General features: G+C 54.1%; 19 protein-coding genes. 9 read left to right on the plus strand and 10 right to left on the minus strand.

The features are described from left to right. Positions 1-319: 319 nt before the first annotated feature. The 10 genes from HY868_24310 to HY868_24355 form a co-directional block, all read right to left on the minus strand. On the minus strand, positions 320-493 hold the full coding sequence (locus HY868_24310; protein ID MBI5305277.1) for a hypothetical protein: 174 nt from the start codon (positions 491-493) through the stop codon (positions 320-322). Between the two features lie 271 nt (positions 494-764). After that, positions 765-3,206 carry a glycoside hydrolase family 3 C-terminal domain-containing protein gene (locus tag HY868_24315; GenBank protein MBI5305278.1) on the minus strand — a complete coding sequence of 814 codons (2,442 nt, stop codon included), beginning with the start codon at positions 3,204-3,206 and terminating at the stop codon, positions 765-767. A gap of 157 nt (positions 3,207-3,363) precedes the next feature. Beyond that, positions 3,364-4,194 (minus strand): carbohydrate ABC transporter permease, encoded by an 831-nt coding sequence (locus HY868_24320; protein ID MBI5305279.1) that lies wholly within the window; start codon positions 4,192-4,194, stop codon positions 3,364-3,366. A 71-nt stretch (positions 4,195-4,265) separates the two neighbouring features. Continuing rightward, complete coding sequence (locus tag HY868_24325) at positions 4,266-5,252, minus strand: sugar ABC transporter permease (protein MBI5305280.1); 987 nt, start codon at positions 5,250-5,252, stop codon at positions 4,266-4,268. A 120-nt stretch (positions 5,253-5,372) separates the two neighbouring features. Further along, the gene (locus tag HY868_24330) at positions 5,373-6,998 is read right to left on the minus strand and encodes an extracellular solute-binding protein (protein ID MBI5305281.1); all 1,626 of its coding nucleotides are present in this window, start codon (positions 6,996-6,998) and stop codon (positions 5,373-5,375) included. Positions 6,999-7,047: 49 nt separating this feature from the next. After that, positions 7,048-8,577, minus strand: coding sequence for a sulfatase (locus tag HY868_24335; protein MBI5305282.1), 1,530 nt, complete (start codon positions 8,575-8,577; stop codon positions 7,048-7,050). A gap of 81 nt (positions 8,578-8,658) precedes the next feature. Further along, a complete protein-coding gene (locus tag HY868_24340) occupies positions 8,659-10,383 on the minus strand; it encodes a SulP family inorganic anion transporter (GenBank protein ID MBI5305283.1) in 1,725 nt (574 codons plus the stop codon). Next, positions 10,380-11,666 carry an anaerobic sulfatase maturase gene (locus HY868_24345; protein ID MBI5305284.1) on the minus strand — a complete coding sequence of 429 codons (1,287 nt, stop codon included), beginning with the start codon at positions 11,664-11,666 and terminating at the stop codon, positions 10,380-10,382. Before HY868_24345 ends, HY868_24340 begins: the two co-directional genes overlap by 4 nt. A 5-nt stretch (positions 11,667-11,671) precedes the next feature. Continuing rightward, positions 11,672-12,334 carry a transaldolase gene (locus HY868_24350; GenBank protein MBI5305285.1) on the minus strand — a complete coding sequence of 221 codons (663 nt, stop codon included), beginning with the start codon at positions 12,332-12,334 and terminating at the stop codon, positions 11,672-11,674. A gap of 110 nt (positions 12,335-12,444) precedes the next feature. Further along, on the minus strand, positions 12,445-13,689 hold the full coding sequence (locus tag HY868_24355; GenBank protein MBI5305286.1) for an ROK family protein: 1,245 nt from the start codon (positions 13,687-13,689) through the stop codon (positions 12,445-12,447). Between the two features lie 150 nt (positions 13,690-13,839). Here HY868_24355 and HY868_24360 point away from each other — a divergent pair, with 150 nt between their 5' ends. The 9 genes from HY868_24360 (at position 13,840) to HY868_24400 (ending at position 23,336) form a co-directional block, all read left to right on the plus strand. After that, positions 13,840-15,207, plus strand: a complete 1,368-nt coding sequence (locus tag HY868_24360; GenBank protein ID MBI5305287.1) for a hypothetical protein — start codon at positions 13,840-13,842, stop codon at positions 15,205-15,207. A 34-nt stretch (positions 15,208-15,241) separates the two neighbouring features. Continuing rightward, positions 15,242-16,171 carry a triose-phosphate isomerase gene (locus HY868_24365; GenBank protein ID MBI5305288.1) on the plus strand — a complete coding sequence of 310 codons (930 nt, stop codon included), beginning with the start codon at positions 15,242-15,244 and terminating at the stop codon, positions 16,169-16,171. Between the two features lie 127 nt (positions 16,172-16,298). Next, a complete protein-coding gene (locus HY868_24370) occupies positions 16,299-17,747 on the plus strand; it encodes a DUF2088 domain-containing protein (GenBank protein MBI5305289.1) in 1,449 nt (482 codons plus the stop codon). Between the two features lie 105 nt (positions 17,748-17,852). After that, positions 17,853-18,089: a hypothetical protein gene (locus HY868_24375; GenBank protein ID MBI5305290.1), complete on the plus strand. Its 237-nt coding sequence runs from the start codon at positions 17,853-17,855 to the stop codon at positions 18,087-18,089. After that, on the plus strand, positions 18,086-18,235 hold the full coding sequence (locus tag HY868_24380) for a hypothetical protein (GenBank protein ID MBI5305291.1): 150 nt from the start codon (positions 18,086-18,088) through the stop codon (positions 18,233-18,235). The genes HY868_24375 and HY868_24380 overlap by 4 nt, the downstream gene beginning before the upstream one ends. Positions 18,236-18,442: 207 nt before the next feature. Beyond that, positions 18,443-18,997, plus strand: coding sequence for a transposase (locus HY868_24385; protein ID MBI5305292.1), 555 nt, complete (start codon positions 18,443-18,445; stop codon positions 18,995-18,997). A 261-nt stretch (positions 18,998-19,258) separates the two neighbouring features. After that, complete coding sequence (locus HY868_24390; protein ID MBI5305293.1) at positions 19,259-20,626, plus strand: alpha-glucosidase/alpha-galactosidase; 1,368 nt, start codon at positions 19,259-19,261, stop codon at positions 20,624-20,626. Between the two features lie 25 nt (positions 20,627-20,651). After that, entirely contained in the window at positions 20,652-21,689 is a 1,038-nt protein-coding gene (locus tag HY868_24395; GenBank protein ID MBI5305294.1) for a LacI family DNA-binding transcriptional regulator, read from the plus strand. Between the two features lie 231 nt (positions 21,690-21,920). Continuing rightward, positions 21,921-23,336, plus strand: a complete 1,416-nt coding sequence (locus tag HY868_24400; GenBank protein ID MBI5305295.1) for an extracellular solute-binding protein — start codon at positions 21,921-21,923, stop codon at positions 23,334-23,336. Positions 23,337-23,340 lie beyond the last annotated feature (4 nt).

Consider the following 23,340-nt stretch of genomic DNA (forward strand, 5'->3'; position numbering starts at 1 on the left):
CCCAAAGGCAAGGCACGCCAGCGTGCCGAACGGCATCCGATCATCAAGAAGAGCAAGAAATAGCGCGATTGACGATTCGGTTTCGATTGTAAGGTGCGATTTTCTCAACTCGGAAAACCCGAGTCGTTCGGCGTTAGTCTAAACTCGAATGGAATGCAGCACATTGCGCAAGACCCAACGATCACTGGCTACGATCGCTTGATTCCGACCGCGAGTCATCGCGCCGCCGATGTTGCGCCGGCAGCCGTTCAATTTTTGCAGAGCGAACCGCCACAACCATTTTTTCTTTCATCGGTTTTGAGGAAACGCATTGCCCATTTCATCGCGCGAGCGAAAAAGAAGATGCGCGATATACACTGCTGCCGGCGACCTTGCCCGACACGCCGGAAATTCGCGCCGACTTTGCCGATTTCAAAACCAGCGCGCGCGTGTTCGACAACGCGGTGGGCACGGTGTTGCGCGGACTAGCGGCAAGTGGTCTCGCCCAAAACACCTTACGGTTTGTCTCCGAACGAACGCGCCCATTTTGTTATGCCCGGATAGACGATCGTGGGCTTGGGATTTCTCCTCAACTACGATCCGAGCTCTCATGCTGATCGTCAATCCAATGCCTTCGCCAATATCAAAAGCTATCCGCGAATAACGCGAATAAAAAACAAAATTAGCGACGATTCGCGTGATTCGCGGATAAATTGACAGGTGAAGACGATATGGCGAAGGTATTGCAATAAGAACGGCGTTGAACTATGGATCAATGTCAATTCCTATCTCTCGACATGCACTCGCGAGAGGTAACTGCGTTTGCCTAATACTTGCACGGTTTCGCCGGTGATTTCAAACGCACCTTTCAGGCGAATATCAGCCGAACTAGCGCCGATCATTACTTCCATATTCCCTGGTTCGACGGCGAACTGCATGTTGTGATTGTAAAAGCCAAGTTGGTTCATCTTGACTGTGAACGTTACTTTGCAGCGCTCTCCCGGCTGAAGCTCGACACGTTTGAATCCCACCAGTTCCTGCACCGGGCGAGTGACGCGCGCTTCACAGTCATGCAGGTAGAGTTGCACCACTTCACTGCCCGCCACAGCGCCAACGTTTTTGACGGAACACGCAATCGCAATTTCACCGGTCGCGTCCACGTGTTTTGCGCTCAATTGCAAATCGCTGAATTCAAATCTTGTGTAACTCAAGCCATGCCCAAACGCATACAAGGGTAGGTTCGACTCGTTGACGTATCCGTAACCCAGGAAAGCGGTAACGCCTTCAGTGTAAATAGTTTGGTAGCCGCTGCCCGCTTTGTGATTGTAGAAAAGCGGCACCTGACCGGTACTGCGCGGTATCGTCACCGGCAATTTTCCGCCGGGGTTGACCTCGCCGAACAAAACATCCGCGAGTGCTTCGCCGCCGGCTTGACCAGGGAACCAAGCATGAAGGATCGCCGGGATATGCGAAGCGTCTGCCGCCCACGGAATCGCGAGCGGACGCCCATCGAAAAGCACTAGCACAATGGGTTTGCCGGTTGCGTGAATGGCTTGAAGCAATTCTTGCTGAACGCCCATCAATTCGATGGTGGACGCATCGCGCCCTTCACCGCAGGTGCATTCCTTGCCCCAGCCCGATCTGCCGCCGAGCGCGACCACAACCACATCGGATTTTTGCGCGGCATTGATCGCTTCGGCAAATCCATCCTTGGATGGATCGGTGATGCCACAGCCCTTGGCGTAAATCACCTCCACGCCTTGGCGCTGGGCGATTGCATCGCGCAAACTGAGCGCGTCATATTCTTTCTCGATGTATTGATTGATGTCGCCCATCTCGCCCAGCGCAACGAAAAATTCGGGACGCTTTTTCTTGTCATCTTGCTCCGCGACTTTATCCGACACACCTTGCATCGATGCTCTGCCGCCGCGACGCAAATTCTTCATCATCTCCATCATTGCCGGGAACGTGTACCCGGCAAACAAGCTATCGCGCACGCTATCGGCGTGAGGACCGATCACCGCGATTGTCTTGGCGTTTTTCAATGGAAGCAAGTCCGCATCGTTTTTGAGCAACGTAATGGATTGCTCTGCCAATTTACGCGAGAGTTGACGATGTGCCGGATTTTCAAAAGCAGTTCTGACTTTGTTCACATCGACAAATGGATTTTCGAACAGCCCCAGTTTGAACTTGATGGTCAGGATGCGCCGCACCGCTTCATCGACATACGCCACATCGACCAAGCCCTGGTTGACCGCGCCCACCAATTCGTAATATGCTTCGGCGACGGGCGTATCCCCATCCAGTCCGGCTTCAATCGCCATGATTGCGGCTTCTTGCATGTTCTTGGCGACATGTTGTTTCGTAACGGTCAGTTCAATCGAGCCGCCGTCGCACGTCGCCGAACCTTTGAACCCCATCGTGTCGCGCAATAAATCGCGCAAAATATTTTTGTTGACGCTCACGGGCTGACCGTCGATTTCGGAATACGTCACCATCACCATGCCCAAATCGCTTTCGTGGATCGCAGTCTCGAAGGGTCGAGCGAATGTCTCGTACAATTCGCGTTCGCCGATGTGTACTGCCGCCATGTTCAATCCACCCTGCGAAATGCTGTAACCCAGGAAATGTTTGGCGCACGAGATGACGCCAGTGCGCAAATCATCGCTCTGCAAACCATGCGTGAACGCCGCACCAAACGCCGACGATAGATATGGGTCTTCGCCAAACGTCTCGTGCCCACGTCCCCAGCGCGGATCTTGCGCCAGGTCGATCACTGGCGCGAGCGCGATGTGTACGCCCGTAGCGCGCATCTGTTCGCGGATCACTTGCGCGGCTTGTTCGACCAACTCGGGTTCCCAGGTTGATGCGAGCGCAATCGGCGTGGGAAAGTTGGTCGCGCCGACGGCGACGAATCCGTTCAACGCTTCATTCTGGAACATCAAGGGGATTCCCAGTCGCGTGTTTTCCAGTACAAATTTCTGAATGCGATTGGCGAACTCGGCGATTTGCTCCGGGTTGTCCACGAATATCATCGAGAACTGCGCCATCCGCCCGAGACCATTCGCCATGTGTTTTATCATCAGTGCTGGGTCGGGGACCTGTTCACCGATCAACATGCGCGGCATCACACAACACAGTTGCGCCACTTTTTCTTCCAATGTCATTTGCGCCAGCAGATCATCTACGCGTTGTTCAATCGGCAAGGTTGCATCTTTATAGGACATGATCTCTCCAGAAAATAGGACGCGGATGAACGCGGACACCTGCACTTGCGTGCGGTGCAAGTGTGAACGCGGATAAATATAATAAAATCCGCGTTTGTCCGCGTTTGTCCGCGTCCAAGAATTCTTGCTCGTTATACAAATGTTTCATTCGGAGGTACTATTGCTTGACCGCGCCAGAAATACCTTCGACGAAATAGCGTTGCAGGAGAATGAACATGATAATCACCGGCAAAAGACTGATCGTCGCCGCCGCCGCCATGCCACTCCAATCCACATAGTACTCGCCTCTGAACGCATAGATCCCAACGGCGAGTGTGCGAAGACCTGGGCGCGAAAGGGTCAGCACGAGCGGCAACAAGAAACTGTTCCAGATCGTAATGAAACGCAAGATGACCGTCGAGGCGATCACCGGCTTGGACAGCGGTAGCATGATGGACCAAAACACGCGCAAGAATCCGGCTCCATCCATTTGCGCGGCTTCTTCCAGTTCACGCGGGAGTTGCGCGAAATACCCGGCAAAGAGCAAGATCGAGAGGACGTTCACCCCACCAGCTTCCGCGAGAATCACGCCCCACAACGTATCCGCGAGTCCCAACCGATTGACGATCTCGAAAATCGGGATGACCGTATAGCCCTGCGGGATGAACACAGTCGCGACGAACAAACCCATCAGCAGTTTCTTACCAGGAAACGAATAGCGTCCCAGGACGTAACCGATCATCGCGGCGGTTGTGGTTGCAATTGCCACAGCCGCGACGGTGACGATGACCGAGTTGAAGAAATAATCTCCGATGTGTGCGTTCTGCCACGCCCGTACGTAATTGTCCCAGTGCAACGTCGTCGGAATCAAACCCGTGCCTTGGAAAAATTCTGCATTCGTCTTGAGCGATGCGGAAATCATCCACAGAAACGGATAGATCCAGATCAGGCAGATCGGAATCAGGATGAGACTCACAATGGTGGCACGCCGATTGGAGCCTTGCCCCATCCGTAGTAATACTTGTGTCCAAGTTGTGCGTTGGGGTCGCAAAGAAGCCAGTTCCATCTATGTTCTCCTGCTCACACCGATTGTAGATCCGATCGAAAATCGCGCAAACTGCGCGCGCCCCATGCTTGAAAGAGCGCAAGGATCATCACGGCGACGCCAAAGAACACGCCCGCTGCCGACGCATATCCCAAGCGGGGCGTGCCCATGCCCGTCTCGCCGCCGAACGCGACGCGATAGATATAAACTTCCATGACTTCGGTGGCGAAGAATGGACCACCACCGGTCAAGGTTTGGATCAGTGGAAAGACGTGCAGTGCGCCGACCGCCGTGACGAGAATGATCACAATCGCAAACGGCACGATGAGGGGAAGTGTGATATTCCACAGTTGTCTCCACCAGCCCGCGCCATCAACCTTGGCGGCTTCGTACAGTTCGCGCGGAATCGTCTGGAGCGCGGCGAGCCAATAGATCATCGGCTGACCCAGCCACTTCCAAATGAAAACCGCAATCACAGTCCAAAGCGTCGTTTGCGGGTCGCCCAAGAAATCAATCGGCTGAGTGATCAGGTGGAGGTCGCGGAGGACGCCGTTGATCGGACCATTGAATGGGCTGAGGATCAGCGTCATCAACATACCGACGATGGCAGCCGTCGTGACGACCGGCAAAAAGATCATGGTTCGGAATAGAGGTGAGAGCTTGAGCGCCTGGTCGTTCAGGACGATGGCGATGAGCAACGCCAAGATGAGTTGTATCGGCACGGCGACGATCATAAACTGAAACGAGCGAAGGAACGCATCCCAAAAGTACTTGTCTTGAATGAGTTCCGCATAGTTCGCCAGTCCGACGAAGGTCTTGTCCGCCGTAAACCCAGACCATTGCAACAGCGAAAAGTACCATGATGAGACAATCGGGTAGAACGTGAACATGGTGGCGAGGATCAGTGAAGGCGCGGCGAAAAGATAGCACCAACGCCTGTCCCAGAGTTGGCGCACCCAACTCGATTTTTTCTGCTCCGTGGTCGCGGACGCTCTTCTGGCGATGCGCAATTTAGCTTCCATAGGCAAGTCTCCTTCTCTCTCGGATGAATCGGAACCGAACAGGAAAATATTGGAGGCGTGATAGGCGATGCGTGATACGTGATGCGTCCCGAATCACGCATCACGTATCACGTTTCATGCCTATTTCTTTATCGCCTTATAGTCCGCTTCGGTGTAATCCTTGGTCAAATCCCAGTTCGGGAAGACGTAATCATCGCGTGACACGTTCGCGCCTTTGTCTTTTGCCGCTTTGAGCGCGCGGTCGAGTTCTTTATCGTACGCGTCCTTGACGCCTTGCATCGCTTGCTTGACGCCGGTGATCTGACCTGACATCAAACCTTGGATAACCTGCTCAACGCTCGGCGTAGGAGCTTTGCGTTCGAGGTCAACCTTGACAATGTCCGGATTCCGCACAGCAAGTGTTGGTCCCACACGGAACATCTTGAACTGCATCTCCAACGACTTGAGGTCAGATGGAATATCGGACGCCGTCTCGATGGCTTGCGGGAAGATGCCGGGGTTGCCCAAGCCGGCGATCTTGTTCCAAGCATATTGCCCTTCCAACGTACCGCGCAGGCAAAAGATATCGGCGACGATTTCCGGAACCTTGCTCTTGGCGTAAAGCCACCACTCGACATTGCCGCCTGCCGATGCGTGCAAGGGCGAGTAGGTGCCGCCACCTTTTTGAGTCGGCGTGAGTGCGACCGCGTACTTAAAGTTGGGATTTTCCGCGCGCCACGTATCAATGCACCACAACCCTTGCAACATCATGCCGGCATTCCCTTGACCCATATTCGCACGCGCCTGAAGCGCATTGAGCGACATGAATCCCGGGAAAAAGCTGCCATCGGCTTTCATCGCGAGCAATAACTCGATCGCGCCGATGTAGTTATCGTTCGTAAAGATGTATTCGCCTTTGCGTAAATCAAGGAAACCCTCGGCGCCGGTCGCATTCACGTACGAGACACCGCCATTCAGACGCATTAGGTCGCCGATCAAAAAGCCCCAGCGCGGGAGTTGCGCCCCACCGTCAATGATGCCAAAGTATTTGCCCGCCCCTTGCTCGGTGATTTTCTTTGCGGCAGCGCGAAAGTCATCCCAAGTGAATGGCTTGCCAATCGGGTCATAGCCGGCTTTTTGCATCTGCTCCTGATTGAACAGCAACATCGTGTTTGAGCGCTGGTTCGTGCCCAAGGGGAACGTATAGGTTTTGCCGCCAAACATATTGATGCCTTCGACGAACGACATCGGTGGGAAAGCGGCTTTGACCTTGTCCAAGTCCGGAATCAGGTCGTCCAGCGGGCGAATCCATCCTTCTTGAATCGCTTGGGCGGGCGAGATACCGAGGGGGATACTAAAGCAGTCGTGCGCGTTCCCGTTCTGCACACCCAACGGGACAATCTTGGCGATTTCGTTCCAGCCCAGACCATCGTATTGGCAGGTGATGTTGGGATAGCTTTTCTGATACAGCTCGAAGAATTTTTTCCAGTAAACGCCTTTGACATCGCCGCTATCCAGCAAACGGAACGTCACCGCGCCTTTGGGCAACTTGACTGAGGTGGGTTTGATGCAGATGTCTCCCTTGGAGCACGCCATCGCGGCAGCCGTTGTTGCAGGCACAGCGGTTGCCGACATTGCGGCGGCTTTGGTCGGTGCAGCGGTTGGCACCGGCGTCGCAGCGGGCGCACACGCCGCCAAGACACTCCCTGCCGCGAGTGTGGCAGAGAGTCGCAAAAACTCACGTCGTGAAATCGGTTGGTCAGACATACGCCTCCTTTGGCTCTGATAAAAATTTTTTGCGATTGTATGCGGAATACTAAAAGATGCTCGGTTGGGTCATTGCTATCTCCTTTCGCCGGGTACCAAACGCGCCAATCAAAGTCAGACCCAGCCGCGTGAATTGTTCGGGAGGCGCATCGTTCTCGCGCATCAAGCGGACCATGTGGTCAATCATTTTTGTTTCGACAACTGGGTCGTGGATGGGGTGTTCCTGTTTTGGATCAGTTTCTAAATCGAAAAGGACGGTGCCGACGTTGAGCGGGTCTCTAAGCGGACGTTCCACGGAACGAATTTTCATCACGCGCGCGGCTTTCGTAAATGAGAAGGGTTCTGCCAATTCGACAGTCTCAAAATCTTTTACATCGAACATCTGCCGCATGTGAGTCGGCATCAGCGTATATTCGAACAGCGGTTTATTTTCGGCATTGGGTGCGCGCATGTAGACATAGCGACCGTCGGTACAGTAAACGAACTTGCCATGCTCCCCGAACAAACCCGCGGTGTGATGTGGAACATCCTCGGCGATTGCATCTTTGAGCGCAATACCCTGCATGTCCTTTGGGATTGGCACACCAAAATATTCCAAGAGCGTAGGCGGCAGGTCAATGATCTGGGTCAGACCCGATCGCCGTTCACCCTGTTTCTTGCAACGCGGGTCCCAAATAAACAACGGCTTGCGCGCGATTTCGTTGTAAAATGGGTGCATTCCCTTTGCCCACCAATCGTGTTCGCCCAGCATAAAGCCATGGTCCGTCGTCACGATGAGCAGTGTATCCTTCCACAAATCATACTCATCCATCCGGTCAAGCACTTTGCCGAGCTGGGTATCGCACATGCTGACGAGCGCCGCGTATTGATACCGCAGATGCTCGACCTGTTCGCGCGTCTCCTTCACTGGCGCGTAGGGGGGCCAATCGAAATGCGGACCGAGATAATCGTGCGGGTAGAGGTCTTTGTAGTTCTGCTGAGTGTAAAATGGCTCGTGCGGGTCAAACGTTTCGATTTGCAGAAACCAGTTATCCTGTTCGCGATTCGTCGCGATAAATTCGAGACCCAGGTTGAACGTTTGCACCTGCGGCATTTCGTCATCGCGCCGTAGATACTTGCGATTCACCCAATCCTGTCGCCAACTCTTGCCCGGATGCGCAGAGACGACTTCTGGGATATTTGGATCCTTGACCTCGCCCTTCCACGGATCGCCTTCCTGTCCGCGAACGCATTCCCAACTGCTATAGCGCGTATGGTATGTCGCGCCGCCATCTTCCCAGTAATGCTGGTGATCGCTGACCAGATGCGTATAAACACCATTGTTCTTCAGAATCTCCGGCATCGAATCGTCAAAGGGTTCAAGCGGTCCCCAACTGCGATGCAAAAAGTTGTATCGTCCGGTGTGCAACTCGCGACGCGCGGGCATACACGGCATACTCGAAATGTAGCAGTTGTCGAACGTCACCGTGCGTTGCGCGAGCCGTTCAAAGTTCGGCGCGATGACGCCAAGCGATTCGTTGCCGTACGGTGGCAGGAAATGTCGGTCAAGAGAATCGAACATGACCAGAATTGCTTTCACTGATTATTGCTCCGGAAAATGTGACGAGTGGCGCGATGCGTTGAATTCACGCATGTCGAATTGGTTCGGGATCGTCAATCGCTACGAGATGAATTGATGTGCCCCTTCCTGAATTTGCTTGGCTCGCTGCAATGCCGCGCGGGTAGATTCAAAAAGCATATCGTTCGCTTCAAAAATATTTTCTCTGCCAAAGAGCGTGACCACACCGGCGGATTGGAGAGTTGCAATCAGGTTCGTGCGCACGCCGCATAAAATCACGCGCGCTCCATTTCGCTTTGCGCTCGCGGCAATCCGCTCGAGTGCGATGATGCCGGTGCTGGCAAGATGATGCACTCGGCGCAAACGCAGAATCACCACTTTAACTCCCGACTGAAACAACGCATCCAATCGCCGTTCGAGTTCATCCGCCGCGCCAAAATACAGCGTGCCTTCGACGTGAATAATCGCGATGGGAACGGGGTGCTTGAGCAAGTCATCGTAACTGCGCTCGATGAACTGACCGTCATCCTCAATGAGATAACTCAACTGTATCTTGCCACTCTCATACAGATACAAGCCGATGGACAACACCACGCCGAGGTAAATCGCGTAATGCAAAGGCAAGAGCAACGTCGCCACCAGCGTGACGAGAAGCGTAATGCGACTGGTTGTATGACTCGACCACGTCAATTGGATATGCTTGACATCAATCATCTTTGCCGCTGCCACGACGACGATGCCCGCCAGCGCGGCGGTGGGAATGAAGCCCAGCCACGGCGCGAACACAAGCGCCGCGAGAAAAACAAAGACACCTGAAAAGATACTCGCTATCTGCGTCTGAGCGCCGCTGCTGAAATTTACCGCGCTGCGGGAAAGTGACCCCGACGCGGGAATACATTGGAAAAATCCGCCGACCAAGGAAGCCAGTCCCTGCCCAACAAACTCGCGTGATGAATCAATTCGTTGCCCCGATGTCGCCGCAAGCGACTTGGCAACGGACATCGGTTCGACCAAGCCCAGCAAAGCCACTGCCCCACCGCCGGCGACCAGCATTTCCAAATACTGCGGATCGATTTGCGGAAGATGGAACGCGAGCATGACCTGAACCGATCCCAGGTTGCTCACGAGTTCGACTCCTTGCGCTTTCAAGTCCAACATCTCTACGCCGACACTCGCGCCAACGATAGCAAGTAAAGGTGCGGGCAACTGCATGTTGAGTTGTCGAATCACGACCAACAGCACTATCGTCGCCATCCCGGTTATCGCGGTGAAAGGATTGATCAAGAACACATCGCGCAGCGCATCGAGGAGAATGCTCAACGGTTCACGCGAGATCGTACGCGGGAGACCAAGCAAATTGCCCAGTTGATTGAGGACGATCAAAATACTCGCGCCCGTGAGAAAGCCAGTGAGGACAGAGTTGGAAACATAGCGAATAATGCCGCCGAGTCGGAACACACCGAGCGCCAGGCGAATCGCGCCGCTGAGGATAGCAATCGCAAAAACATATTCGACATAGTCGGCGCGTTGAACGACGGGCAGCAAAACACCAATCGTCACGAGCGCGATACCGTTGGTTGGACCGGTGTTGAGATGGCGTGAGCTGCCGAACAGCGCGGCGATGATCGCCGGCAGAATCGCGGTGTAGAGTCCGTAGATGGGATTGACGCCCGCAATCGCGGCATACGCCATTGCTTGCGGCACAGCGACCATCGCGACCGTGAATCCGGCAACGAGATCGGGGCGCAACGACCCTGCCGCATACGACGCGAGTCGGTGCGCGAGCGAACCAGGATTTGGGGATTGCAGCGTGGTCGTCGTTTTCATGGGGTGCGATCGGCTCCATGACATTGCTTGAATTTTTTCCCACTGCCACAGGGACACGGCGAGTTACGCCCCGCCATCTTAAACGCGTGTTTCAATTCGACTTCGTGCCGCGCCAACATGAGCATGATGTCTGCTGGCGGACGCTGTTCCCGGAGCAACTGTGCCATGGTCTTCATCGGTTGATCAATGTGCGTGAAGAATGCCTTGAATCCTTCGCACAGATAGTTCAACCCAGGTTCGCCCTCGGGAGTTTTGAGCACACGGTCTTTGGGACAACCGCCGTTGCATATGAACCGCACGGAACATTCGCGACAGTAGCGCGGGAGCGTGTCCTGTTTGTCCAAACCAAACTGGCGTTGTTGCGGCGAGGCGACCATTTCAATCAACCGCGTTTCGCTGAGCTTACCCAATTTGAAACGCGGCTCGACAAAGTGGTCGCACGCAAACAGATCGCCGTTGTGCTCCATGGCAAGCGCGCTCCCACACGTATCGGCAAAGATGCACAACGAAGCAGGATGTCCTGACCACACTCCGAGCGCCACATCAAAGAGTTGGACGAATACGCGTCCGACATCGCGGCGCACCCACTCGTCAAAGATCGCGATCAGGAAATTGCCGTACTGCTTGCCAGTCACCGAGCGCGCTGTGACCTCGTCGCCTTCTTGGAATCCCGTCGCATTGTCTCGCTCGACGATGGGAATGAATTGGATAAAGTGCGTTTTGACTTCATCGCGCAAAAAACGATAGACTTGCAAGGGATGCTCGGCATTGGCGGCGTGAACGGTGGTGAGGATGTTGAATTCGACGCGATACTGTTTCAGCAATTCAATGCCGCGCATCACGCGGTCAAACGTTGGCGCGCCGCCTTTGTCCACGCGATACGCATCGTGAAGTTCGCACGGACCATCGAGACTGACTCCGAGCAAGAAATCATTTTCGCGAAAGAACTTGCACCATTCGTCATCGAGCGTCGTCGCGTTCGTTTGCAACGCATTGTGAATGGTCATTTCCGGCTTGGCATACTGCTTTTGCAGTTCGACCGCGCGCCGGAAAAAATCTAATCCCATCAGCGTCGGTTCACCGCCTTGCCACGCAAACGTCGCTTCCGGCACACGCTGGGCTTGTATGTATTGGCGCGTGTAATCTTCCAAGAGCGCATCGCTCATTCGAAATGTGCTATTGGGATACAACCGCTCCTTGGAGAGGAAGAAGCAATAGCGACAATCGAGATTACAGATCGCGCCGCGCGGCTTGAGCATCACGTGGAATGCGGATGGTGTCATAGAAATTACTGATACGGTGTCGCGTCCCAGCTCTCGCTAAATATCTTTAATCCCTTTGCCGTGTACGGATGATCGAACGCGTCTTTGTACACGTCGAACCCAGCGGTCACGATGTCCGCGCCGGCGATTCCAGCTTCGACGATCTGGCGCGCATTGCGAACCGCCGCGACGAGCACCTCCGTTTTGAAATCATAGTTGCGATAGATGCGCGTAATTTCGGCGACCATCTGTGAGATTTCTTCGCCGTTCGATTCCTTCCAACCGACAAAGACCGACATGTACGTCGCGCCGAGTCGCGCGGCTTGCAGCGCCTGCGCCGCCGAAAAAACGAGCGTGAGATTGACGCGCACATTTTTTTGGCGCAACATCCACAGCGCTTTGAAGCCGGCTTCGGTCGCCGGAATCTTGATCACAAAGTTGGGCGACATCGCCGCGAGTTTCATACCTTCCTCGAACATTGCTTCCGCATCTGTAAAGTGCGGATTCACCTCGACGGACAAAGTCTTGTTCGTGCCAGCGAGCAGTTTACCGATTTCGTTGATCGCCGTGAGAAATGGTTTGCCACTGTTTCGCACATGACGCGGATTACTCGTCACGCCATCCACGTTCCACATTTCGAGCGCATACTTGACTTCATCTACTTTCGCAGAATCCAGAAAGAATTTCATCCCGATCTCCTTCGTTATTTATTATTTTCTTTGCGTTTTTGCTTCTTTGCGTGAGGATGGTGCGGAAGTAGACAAGTGGCGCGCGAAACATTTCTCCGCGCGTCACCACATCAGACTTCCTCAGGATTCAGATAAAGATATTTCGCCAGCGCCAACGCCGCCGCACCGACCATGCCAGCTTGCCAGCCGAAGGTGGTCGCTTGCAAACGCGCTTGTTGCCCCATGCCACCAAACGCCGTCGCTTGCATCGTCGCTTTGGCAATGGGTAAAATCACATCCGCTTCGTCGCTAAAAAGCCCACCCAGGAGAATCAACTCGGGGTTGATCAGATTGACGAGATTCGTCAATGCGAGACCCAAATAGTTTGCGCTCGTCTCAACCAGTTGCTTGGCGAGCGGATCGCCCGCACGTGCCGCGAGGTACAAACGCTTGATCGGACGGACGCTCGTTTCGGTGTGCCAGATCGTCGCGAGCTGGCTCGCGGGGTTCGCGCACACAAGGTCCCCGGCGCTTTGCGCCAGGGAGGGTTCCGATACGAGCGTTTCCAGGCAACCGCGCTGACCGCAACGACACATCAGTCCGTCGCGCGGCATGACAATCGTATGCCCGATTTCGCCCGCGCCTAAACCACTGCCGCGTAAAACTTGGCTATTCATCACGATGCCCGCGCCAACGCCGAAACGACCGTACACAAACACCAGCGAGCGGACACCGCGTCCCGCGCCGAACATGGCTTCGCCCAATGCCATGCAGCGCACGTTGTTATCAACAACAATGGGCAATTTGAGTCGTGCATGCAACCACTCGTGGATGGGAACATCCCGCCATCCAAAGTTCGCCGCCAGGAGATTGACGCCGGTGTGATAATCAACCAAGCCGGACGCGCCCACACCGATACCCAAAATCTTACGGCGCTTGATCTGATGACTTGCAATCAGCGTCTCGATTTTCTCGGCGACGCATTGAATCACATCGAAAGCCGGGGTTTCGTTCGAGAAAGGTGTTTCGGTATAGTCCACCAATTCGCCCAGCAGGTTGGCAAGCGCCACGCGAAACACACCGACGCGCATCTGCACGCCCAGCACGTAACGGGCGTCAGGCACCAAACACAATTTCGCGCGCGGTCTGCCCACCCGTCGCTCTGCCACAAACTGCTTGCTATTGCATTCACGCACGATACCCTGTTTGTACAAGTCATCAACCAGATTGGTGATGGCGGTCGCGGAGAGCGAGGTCTTTTCGGCGAGTTGGATGCGCGAGAGCGCACCCTCGGAAAGCAAACGCAGCAAGAGGGCGCGGAGGTTATGCTCTTTGACCAGACTGACGTTACGTCCTAGAGAATTCGTTTCGGTCATCGGTAATTATTAAACCTTGTTGAATAATTCTCGATTCTATTGTATAATAGAATTGTCCGCCTGTCAATACCGGCTTTAATTATTCAAACTCCTTGAATAATTGGCGGTTTACAGACGATGCCATAAACATTTTTAGAGGAGGCGTTAACCTTGACCCACTTTCCCACTTTGCGACTTGGCTTGGCTTGCATTGCGCGCAGTCGGTTTGATTATCAAGCGGCGCGCGACATTTACCATCGCTCCGTTGCGGCGTTGAAACAGTTTCCAAATGTTGACGTCATTGCGCCCGACGATTTGATTTTGGATAACCCCGACGATCCAACTCCCGGCTTGATCCCGCAAGCGATCAACTTTTTCCAGCAGGCACAGATCGACGCGCTCATTATTCAAAATGGTACGTTCACGATGGGCGACTTGTCGTTGGAATTAGCGGATCGTTTCAGTGTGCCGCTCATCCTATGGTCGCCGCTGGAGCCGGATTGGACGAGCGGACGTTTGCGTTTGAACTCGCTCGTTGGGCTGAATGTCAATTCCAGTCATTTCTTCAAGATCGGTCGTCCCTTTCGTTACCTCGTTGCGAATCCGGGCGATCAAGTGTTTCAAGAAGAGATGGGACGATTTGTACGCGTGCTCGGTCTCGTGCGTGGATTGCGCCGCACCAAGATTGCGATGCTGGGCACGCGCGCGCAAGGGTTCTTCGATCTCGCCTTCAACGAGATGGAACTGCGCGCGAAACTCGGCGTCGAAGTCGTTGCAGTCGGCTTGGGTGATGTGTTCAGCATCGCGCGCGATCTGCCGGCGAAACAAGTGAACGAAACCAAAGTGCGTGTGCGCGAAATGCTCGACGACATGTCCGAGGTTTCGCCGGAGAAAGAAGACTTGCAAGCGCGCGCGTATCTCGCGATGCGTCAGGTCGCCGAGCAGACGAACGCGAGTGCGCTCGCGGTCAAGTGCTGGCCCGAATTTCCATTCGATTATGGCGTCGCCGCGTGTTCTTCCGTCGCGCTGATGAACGACGACATGATTCCCGGCGGCTGCGAAGGCGACCTCGAAGGCGCGCTCACGTCATTGATCGTTCAACGACTGGCGAATAGCATTCCATTCTTGTCCGATGTCTCCGCGATCGATCGCGACAAAAACGCACTGTTGCTGTGGCACAATGGCTGCGCGGCATTGCGACTCGCGGCAACGCGCAAACATCTCTTCACCCACTTTCAGATGAATCGCGGCTTGACGGTTGGTTTTGGTCTGCAACCGGGTCGCGTGACGCTCACGCGTTTGGGCAATGATGGCAAGCATCTACGTCTCTTCACCACAACCGGCGAAGCACTGCCAACGGAGATGTTCATTCGCGGCACACTCAGTTGGGTCAAGACAGATGCGCCAGTGAAACGTGTTCTAGACGAATTCATTTACGGTGGCTGGGAACATCACCTCGCGATGTCATACGCCGACCTTGTCGCCGATCTCGAAGAATTTGCCGCGATCACCGGCATCCCGCTGACGAAAGTTGTCTAACGAGGGTGGCATTGCCTTTCAAAAGGAGGAAACCATGAAAAAAATTTTTGTGAACCTGAAACGCTTTGACGTGCCGCGTAAACTCGGCGGCGTGTGCCCAATGGACGATCCGATTGCGTGGATCGAATCGGTCATCACCCAGTCGGTTGAACTGGGATTGGGCATGCACGAAAATCTCGCGTTGACTTTTCTTTTGCCCGAAGGACTCGTGCCGAGCGCCGCGCGTTGCCTCGCCAAGTTTCCGGTGGAACGACGCAAGATGTTAGCGGTTGGTGTGCAAGGTGTACACTGGGACGATGTTCGCCCCGGCAAAAATTTTGGCGCGTTCACGACGAGTGTGCCCGCTATCGCCGCGGCAAACCTGGGGAGCCAGTGGGCGATTATCGGACACTCGGAAGAACGCCGCGCGAAATCGCAAATCCTCGGCGCATACGATGGCTCGATTGCCACAAACACCGAGGCGCGTGTGCGTGCCATGTCAACGGTTGACCAACTCGTTCATGACCAAGTGCAATGCGCGTTGAATGCCGGTTTGAGCGTACTCATGTGCGTGGGCGAATCGGCGGAGGAGCGCGGTGACGGAACGTTTGAAGAACAGCAACCGCGCATCGAACGTGTTTTGCAGTCGCAAGTGGTGAATGACTTGAAGGGTGCTGAGCAGTTCATTCGCAATGGAAAAATCGTCATCGGTTACGAACCGATTTGGGCGATTGGTCCCGGCAAGGTGCCGCCGGGCAAGGAGTACATCGCGTTCGTCTCGGCGTTCATTCAACGCGTGGCTCTCGAAAACCTGGGCGCAAAGATTCCGGTGGTCTACGGCGGTGGATTGAAAGAAGAAAATGCGGCGCTGATTGCAAGCATTGCGACGATTGACGGCGGCTTGGTCGCGCTGACGCAATTCACCGGCGAGATCGGTTTCAACGTCGCGCAGTTGAACGCGATTGTCGCCAAGTATCTCGCGTGAAAATGTTTGGGACGCGGACAAACGCAGACAAACGCAGATTTTATTATTTTAATCCGCGTTCATCCGCGTTCACACTTGCACCGCACGCAAGTGCAGGTGTCCGCGTCCCATTTCCAAGGGAGACACAATGAAAACCGTGCAATTTGAATACGGCGAAGGAACACTCGCGGTGCAACTACCGGACTCGGCGGATATTTTCGTTCCGGGCGAAACGGTCGCCGACCCGCCGTACTTGCCAGACGTGGAAGCCGCGACACGCGAATCGGTGCTTCATCCGATTGGAATGCCGCCGCTCGCGCACCTCGCGAAACCTGGGTCGAAAGTAACCATCAGTTTTCCAGATAAAGTGAAAGGCGGCTTTCAAGCGAACTCGCATCGCAAGACCGCGATTCCAATCATCGTCACCGAGTTGCTCAAAGCGGGGGTGAACAAGCGCGACATCAAACTCATTTGCTCGAACGGCTTGCATCGCAAAAACACCGACGAAGAAATTCGCTCGTTGATCGGCGACCCGCTCTATCGCGAATTTATGCCAACGCATCAAATCGTCAACCACGATTCCGAAGACTGGGACAATCTCGTTGACCTGGGTTACGACGAACTAGGCGACCGTGTCATCATGAATCGTGAGGTGTTTGAATCGGATGTGCCGATTCTGATTGGGCACGTGGTTGGCAATCCGTACGCCGGTTATTCGGGTGGCTACAAAATGATCGCCACGGGATTGACGCACTGGAAATGTATTGCGGCACATCACATTCCCGCCGTCATGCACGGTCCCGATTTTACACCGGTCTCAGCACACAGCATGATGCGCCAAAAGATGAATGCGATCGGCATGCACATGGAAAACAAGATGGGCAAAAAGTTTTTCATGTGCGATGCGGTGCTCGACACCAACGCGCGCCAAATCGCGATTTTCTCCGGCTATGGTGCCGAGATTCAACCTTTGTCGTGGAAGGCAGCGAACCAGCGCACGTTCGTTCCGTTCGCGCAAGAAAAATACGATGTGATGATGTTTGGGATGCCGCAGAATTTTCACTACGGCAATGGGCACGGGACGAATCCGATTCTGATGATGCAGGCGATTGCCGCGCAAATCATTCGGCACAAGCGCGTGCTCAAGGATAACGGCGTCATCATTTGCAGTTCGATCTGCAACGGCTATTTCCACGACGAAGAGTTTCCATCGTACCGCGAACTGTACGAGTTGTTCCAAAACGATTATCACAACATCCTGCCCGATCTCGACAAGTACGGCGAGTACTTTTGCTCCAAGACCGAGTACGTGAACAAGTATCGCTATAACTATGGTTATCATCCGTATCACGCCTTCTCGATGATTTCGTGCGGGCACATTGCGGAGATGCACACAGCCGCAGTGTACATCGTTGGCGCGTATGCGCCGGGGTATGCGCGCGCGATGGGGATGAAGACGCGCGCAACGTTTGCGGAGGCGTTAAAGGATGCCGAACGATACACGGGACCGAATCCGAAAATCCTCGCGTTGCCGCGCACGTTTCGCACGGGCGCCGTGCATTTGATGATGCGCGACGAACAGGTTCCAGAGATATGATCTGCTACGCCGAATTATTTGGCGAGGCGAAAATTTTAATCTGGCAACGATGGTACACCTATCTTTATTCTGAGTGTAACGCTCCTGGTCGCGTTCATTCTTTTGTTGAGCAACAATCTTTCAACCGATGTGATTGCCTTGTGCGTGGCGTTGATCCTGGGCTTGTCCGGGGTCTTGACCACCACAGAAATGTTTGCCGGCTTTAGCGGCTCCGCCGTCATCACCATCCTCGGCGCGTTTATCATGACATATGCCCTCGCCGCCACCGGCGTCACTCGCAAAATGATCAAGCTCTTGACCATGTCGGTTCCCGTGGTGAAAAACACTTGGTGTGGTTCGTGATGCTACTGAGTGCCGGGCTGTCGCTCATCAAGAACAAAATCGTTGCCGCCGCCGTACTGCTTCCAGCCGCAACCGACCGGATTTCATTGTGTTGGATATGCCACCCGCATCGGAACGCCCAGTACGTGGGAATCGGGCTGGGTTAGCCATGGTGATTACGGTCATTGCCTTGACCCTGTCGGCGTTCGATGTTTTGCCGGTAGCGGAAGCGATGTTGATCGGTGCGATAGCGATGGAGCTGACGGGTTGTCTCAAAATAGAAGAAGCGTATCGTGTCGTGGATTGACGCGCGATTTTTCTCATCATGGGGATGTCGTCAGTGAGCACCGCGATGATCAAGACCGGCGCTTTTCCTGCAACCGAATTCCCCGCTGACAGATGAACACACTGATCCGTTAGATCCTCCGTGGCAACGAGCGAACAACCAACGCGGACGCGAGACATACGCTAATGATCGTCCGCCGATTGTCGGAACGATTGGGCGTGAAAGCGGTCAAGTTCGTTTGCGAGTTGTACTGAACACGACGGGTGAAACCCTGGAAACTCCTGTGCATCAGTTCACCTGTGTCGAAGCCATGGTCTACACGGATGAATCGAACGGTTACAATCACATCATTCGCCTCCATGCCACCGTCGAACATGGCATTCATGAATACGCCCGCGACGATGACAGCGATGGAATTCGCGAAGCGCATTGCAACAACCTCGGAAGGGATGTGGACGGATGTCCGCAATTTTCTGCGCCCGTTCAAAGGCGTTCACAAGAAATATCTTGCCGAGTATGTGGCGATCTGCGAATTTCGACGAAATTTGAAACGCGTGTCGCCAGCATTTATTTCATCTCTTGTCACCTTTCCCACTTTTTGCATCTTGGCGAAACGACTTTGCACCAGCCGTGGATTGTTTGACACGCGATATTGACAAAAAGCTGAAATAATTGTATTATGTTAGTGTCATCGTTTACATGTTTAATATAAATTTTAATCACATATTATACATAAATAGATCTATTTACGCGCAAATTCACTTATCAAAAATGTAAACGATAACATTAAAGTGCATTTATTGCGGATTTTATTGGATTCAAGACCAGAGCCATTGAGTTGCAAAAATTCGTGGACGCATTACCGAATTTCAAGGAGTCGCGTAGAGTGCCAAAAATCACCTTCATGGGCGCAGGCAGTTCTGTATTTGCCAAAAATATTCTGGGCGATTGTCTGCTAACCGATGCTCTTCACGATGCCCACATCGCACTCTATGATATCGACGCGGATCGCCTGAACGATTCGCGTCTGATGCTCGAAGTGTTGAATCGCAACATCAACGCAGAGCGCGCGACGATCACAACGCACCTGGGTGTCGAGCAACGACGCGATGCGCTCATTGGCGCCGATTACGTCGTCAACGCAATTCAAGTCGGCGGATATGAACCGGCGACCGTGATTGATTTTGAGATTCCGAAAAAGTACGGTCTGCGTCAAACGATCGGCGACACCCTGGGCATTGGCGGAATTTTCCGCGCGCTCCGCACGATCCCAGTCATGTTCGATTTTGCGCGCGATATGGAAGTCGTGTGTCCGGACGCGTGGTTCCTCAACTACGTCAACCCGATGGCGATGATCACGCTGGCAATGTTGCGCGCGACCGACATTCACACCGTCGGTCTGTGCCACTCCGTCCAAGTGTGTGCGCGCCGATTATTGCGCCGGGTCGGCATCGAAAATGATGTGCGCGAGTTGAAATGGAAGATCGCCGGTATCAATCATCAAGCCTGGTTGCTCGAAATCACAGATGGCGGACGCGATTTGTATCCCGAAATTAAACAGCGTGCCGAAGCAATGAATCGCGCGGCACGACAATCAGATGCACCCAAGCATGATGACATGGTGCGCTTTGAGATCATGCGCCACTTTGGTTTCTACAACACGGAATCGTCGGAACACACGGCGGAGTATTCTCCGTACTGGATCAAGTCCACGCACCCGGAGTTGATCGACGCGTTTAACATTCCGCTCGACGAATATCCGCGCCGTTGCGTTCATCAAATCGAAGAATGGGCAAAGCGAAGTCATGAACTTGTTGCGAATCCACAATTGTCTCATCAGCGCAGCGACGAGTATGGCTCGTACATCATGGAAGCAATGGAGACCGACGAGCCGTGTCGTATCGGCGGCAATGTTATGAATACCGGACTGATTACGAATCTTCCGTCGAACGCAGTTGTCGAAGTGCCATGCTTGGTCGATCGCAATGGCGTGCAAGGTTGTTACATCGGCGATTTGCCGGAACAACTTGCCGCGCTCAATCGCACGAACATCAACGTGCAACTGCTCACCGTCGAAGCCGCGCTGACGCACGATCGCGAGAAAGTGTACCAAGCCGCAATGCTCGACCCGCACACATCGGCAGAACTCACACTCGATCAAATTCGCGCGTTGTGTGATGACTTGTTCGCGGCGCATGGAATGGAACTGACTTTCCGGCAATGCGGAAATTTGGACGCGGACAAACGCGGACAAACGCGGATGAAGAAATAGTCGCACATTTGAAAGAGCGATAAAAATGTCCAAGCCAACCATCAAAGATGTAGCACACGCCGCCGGTGTTTCGACGGCAACCGTCTCGCGCGTATTGCATGAGAACGGATATGTCTCCGATGAAGCACGAAAGTTAGTCGAACAGGCGTTGGAAAAAACCGGCTTTCGGCTCAATCTCGTCGCGCAAAGTCTGCGCCGCCAACATTCGCGCATTATCGGGCATCTGCTCACCAACCTCGTGCCTAATCCGTACTTCGCCAGCGTCGAAGCCGGCGTTGAAGAAATCGCGGTTAAGAACGGCTACAGCGTTCTCGTTTGGAACACCTTGGCGAATGCGGATCGCGAACGCGAAGGTGTGGAAGCGTTCATCGATCGCCGGATCGATGCAATGATTTTCACGACGCCGCGCAACGTCAAAAACGTCCAAGCCGCAAAGCAAGCGGGGATTCAAGTCGTGCAAATCGAAAAGCCGGTTTACACGAGTTCGCATCTCGTGATGGTCGATAATTACAGCGGCGCGGCGAGCGCGATGGAGCATCTCATCGCATTGGGGCATCGCCGCATCGCGTTTGTCGGTCGCGTGACGCCGCCGAATCTTCAGAAAAATTACGAAGCCGATCAGCAGCGCTTCAAAGGTTATCAAGATGTGATGCGCAATCATGACCTTATACCGGATGAACGCTGGGTCTGTCTGAATGTGGACCCGTACTCCGTTGCGGATGGCTATCGTTTTGCTAGTACGATTCTCGCGCAAACGCCGCGCGTCACCGCGATTCTCGCTGGCTGCGATATTCTCGCCGCCGGTGTACTTCAAGCCGCGTACGAACTCGGAGTCCAAGTCCCCCAGGATTTATCGGTCATCGGTTTCGATAATACCTTCGCGCCATTTCTCACTCCGCCATTGACGACCGTCGATTTGCCCGCGCTCGAAATGGGACGCACTGCCGCGCGCCTTGCGATCACCGCGCTTGAGTCTGAATCGAACCGCGAAACGAACTTGCGAACGGAGACGCTCAAGGCAGAACTGATCGTCCGAAAATCCACCGCGCGTTTATCGGGATAGATTATTTTTTTGCCTGATGTGTAAACGATGACACATTACCTCACTCCTCACCCCCCTCTCTTGTCGCGCACCCTAAGCGGAGCGTAGCGAAGTCGAAGGGCAGCGACAGGAGAGGGGAGAGCGGCAGGGGTGAGGGGTGAGGTAAGGAGGGCAAGCAACGAACACAAATTCAGAAAGCCATCATTTAATCCGTACGGAAATTTGCACGTCATCCAACCAAAGGAGTCTGAGATGAAAAAGTTTTTTGCACCGTTGTTGGTCGCCCTGACCTTGATCGGTTTGATCGCCTGTCAAGCCGCGCCAACTCCAGTCCCCCCGACCCAAGCGCCCGCGCCGACGACTGCCCCTGCCCCAACGCAAGCCGCCGTCGTTCCCACCAAAGCGCCCGAGCCGACGAAAGCGCCCGAGCCAACCAAAGCCCCCGCGCCAACCATCGCGAAGCAAGTCACGTTAAAAGTCGTCGATGTGCGCACCGATGCCAAACAGGGCGCTGCCATGGACAAGATCAACAAGCTGTTCATGGAAAAGTATCCCAACATCAAAGTCCAGCGCGAGGCAATGCAACTCGCGGACTTGCAGACTATTGCGCCGACCAATCTTTCTGCCGGCACGACCTGGGATGTGATTGAGTACGGACCGGGCGGCAATTACGTCGGCGTGCTCGCCGATGCCGGCTTGGTGCGTCCGCTCGACAATGAAGCGAAGCAACTCGGCTGGGACAAAAAGTTCTTCAAGTGGACGATGGAACGAACATTGTGGAACGGCAAAATGTTTGGCGTCCCGAACGCGCTCGAAACCTACGGCTGCTTCTACAACGTAGATCAGTTCAAGAAACTGAACATCGAAGTTCCAAAGACTTACGATGATCTGCTCAAGCTCGCCAAGACTGCGAAAGACAACAACCTGACGCCAATCGCGTTTGGCGATTTGGAGAAATGGCCCGCTTATCATTCGTTCAGCATGACGACGAACAATCTGCTCGGCAATTCAAAACTCGAACCACTGCTCTACACCAAAGCGAGTTGGGACGATCCGGAAATCGCCAAAGCGATCAAGACCTGGTTCGTCGATCTGCCCAAAGCCGGCGCATTCAACACCGATCCCGTGGCGACCAAGGTCGAGGATTCACGCACCTTGTTTTACACCGGCAAAGCATTGACGATCTGCACAGGCACATTCTTGATCGGTCGCGTCGAACTCAATGCCAAAGGATTTATACCGGGGTTCTTCTACTTCCCGGCAATAGATGGCAAAGCGATCAATCCACCGGCGGGCGTTGGCAAACTTTGGATCACACCGACCAAAGCGCCCAATCCACAAGAGGCGATTTTGTACTTGGATTTCCTGACGAGCGCTGCAGCATCGAAGGTTTATCTCGAAGAAGTCGGATTGATTCCGGCGTGGCCCGTCGATACATCCAACATCAACATCAGCGCGATGATGAAAACGGTCGTCGCCGAGTTGGGCAAACCGGGTTTGAGCATGGGACACAACATCGACGTCGAAATGCCGGCGAACTTTGTGCTGGCAATGGGCGATGGTTTCCAAGCTGTTCTGCTCGGACAGAAAACACCTGAGCAAATGGCGAAGGACTTGCAAAAAGCCAAAGAGGATGCGATTGCCTCCGGCGCGATGAAGGTCAAGTAGAGTA

It is taken from the genome of Chloroflexota bacterium, assembly GCA_016219275.1.
GTDB lineage: Bacteria > Chloroflexota > Anaerolineae > UBA4142 > UBA4142 > JACRBM01.

What these genes read in the sequence shown, in the direction of transcription:
- HY868_24315 (MBI5305278.1), bottom strand. Translation starts at nt 3,206, where the DNA reads ATGTCCTATAAAGATGCAACCTTGCCGATTGAACAACGCGTAGATGAT.
- HY868_24320 (MBI5305279.1), bottom strand. Translation starts at nt 4,194, where the DNA reads ATGGGGCAAGGCTCCAATCGGCGTGCCACCATTGTGAGTCTCATCCTG.
- HY868_24325 (MBI5305280.1), bottom strand. Translation starts at nt 5,252, where the DNA reads ATGGAAGCTAAATTGCGCATCGCCAGAAGAGCGTCCGCGACCACGGAG.
- HY868_24330 (MBI5305281.1), bottom strand. Translation starts at nt 6,998, where the DNA reads ATGTCTGACCAACCGATTTCACGACGTGAGTTTTTGCGACTCTCTGCC.
- HY868_24340 (MBI5305283.1), bottom strand. Translation starts at nt 10,383, where the DNA reads ATGAAAACGACGACCACGCTGCAATCCCCAAATCCTGGTTCGCTCGCG.
- HY868_24345 (MBI5305284.1), bottom strand. Translation starts at nt 11,666, where the DNA reads ATGACACCATCCGCATTCCACGTGATGCTCAAGCCGCGCGGCGCGATC.
- HY868_24350 (MBI5305285.1), bottom strand. Translation starts at nt 12,334, where the DNA reads ATGAAATTCTTTCTGGATTCTGCGAAAGTAGATGAAGTCAAGTATGCG.
- HY868_24355 (MBI5305286.1), bottom strand. Translation starts at nt 13,689, where the DNA reads ATGACCGAAACGAATTCTCTAGGACGTAACGTCAGTCTGGTCAAAGAG.
- HY868_24365 (MBI5305288.1), top strand. Translation starts at nt 15,242, where the DNA reads ATGAAAAAAATTTTTGTGAACCTGAAACGCTTTGACGTGCCGCGTAAA.
- HY868_24370 (MBI5305289.1), top strand. Translation starts at nt 16,299, where the DNA reads ATGAAAACCGTGCAATTTGAATACGGCGAAGGAACACTCGCGGTGCAA.
- HY868_24390 (MBI5305293.1), top strand. Translation starts at nt 19,259, where the DNA reads ATGGGCGCAGGCAGTTCTGTATTTGCCAAAAATATTCTGGGCGATTGT.
- HY868_24395 (MBI5305294.1), top strand. Translation starts at nt 20,652, where the DNA reads ATGTCCAAGCCAACCATCAAAGATGTAGCACACGCCGCCGGTGTTTCG.
- HY868_24400 (MBI5305295.1), top strand. Translation starts at nt 21,921, where the DNA reads ATGAAAAAGTTTTTTGCACCGTTGTTGGTCGCCCTGACCTTGATCGGT.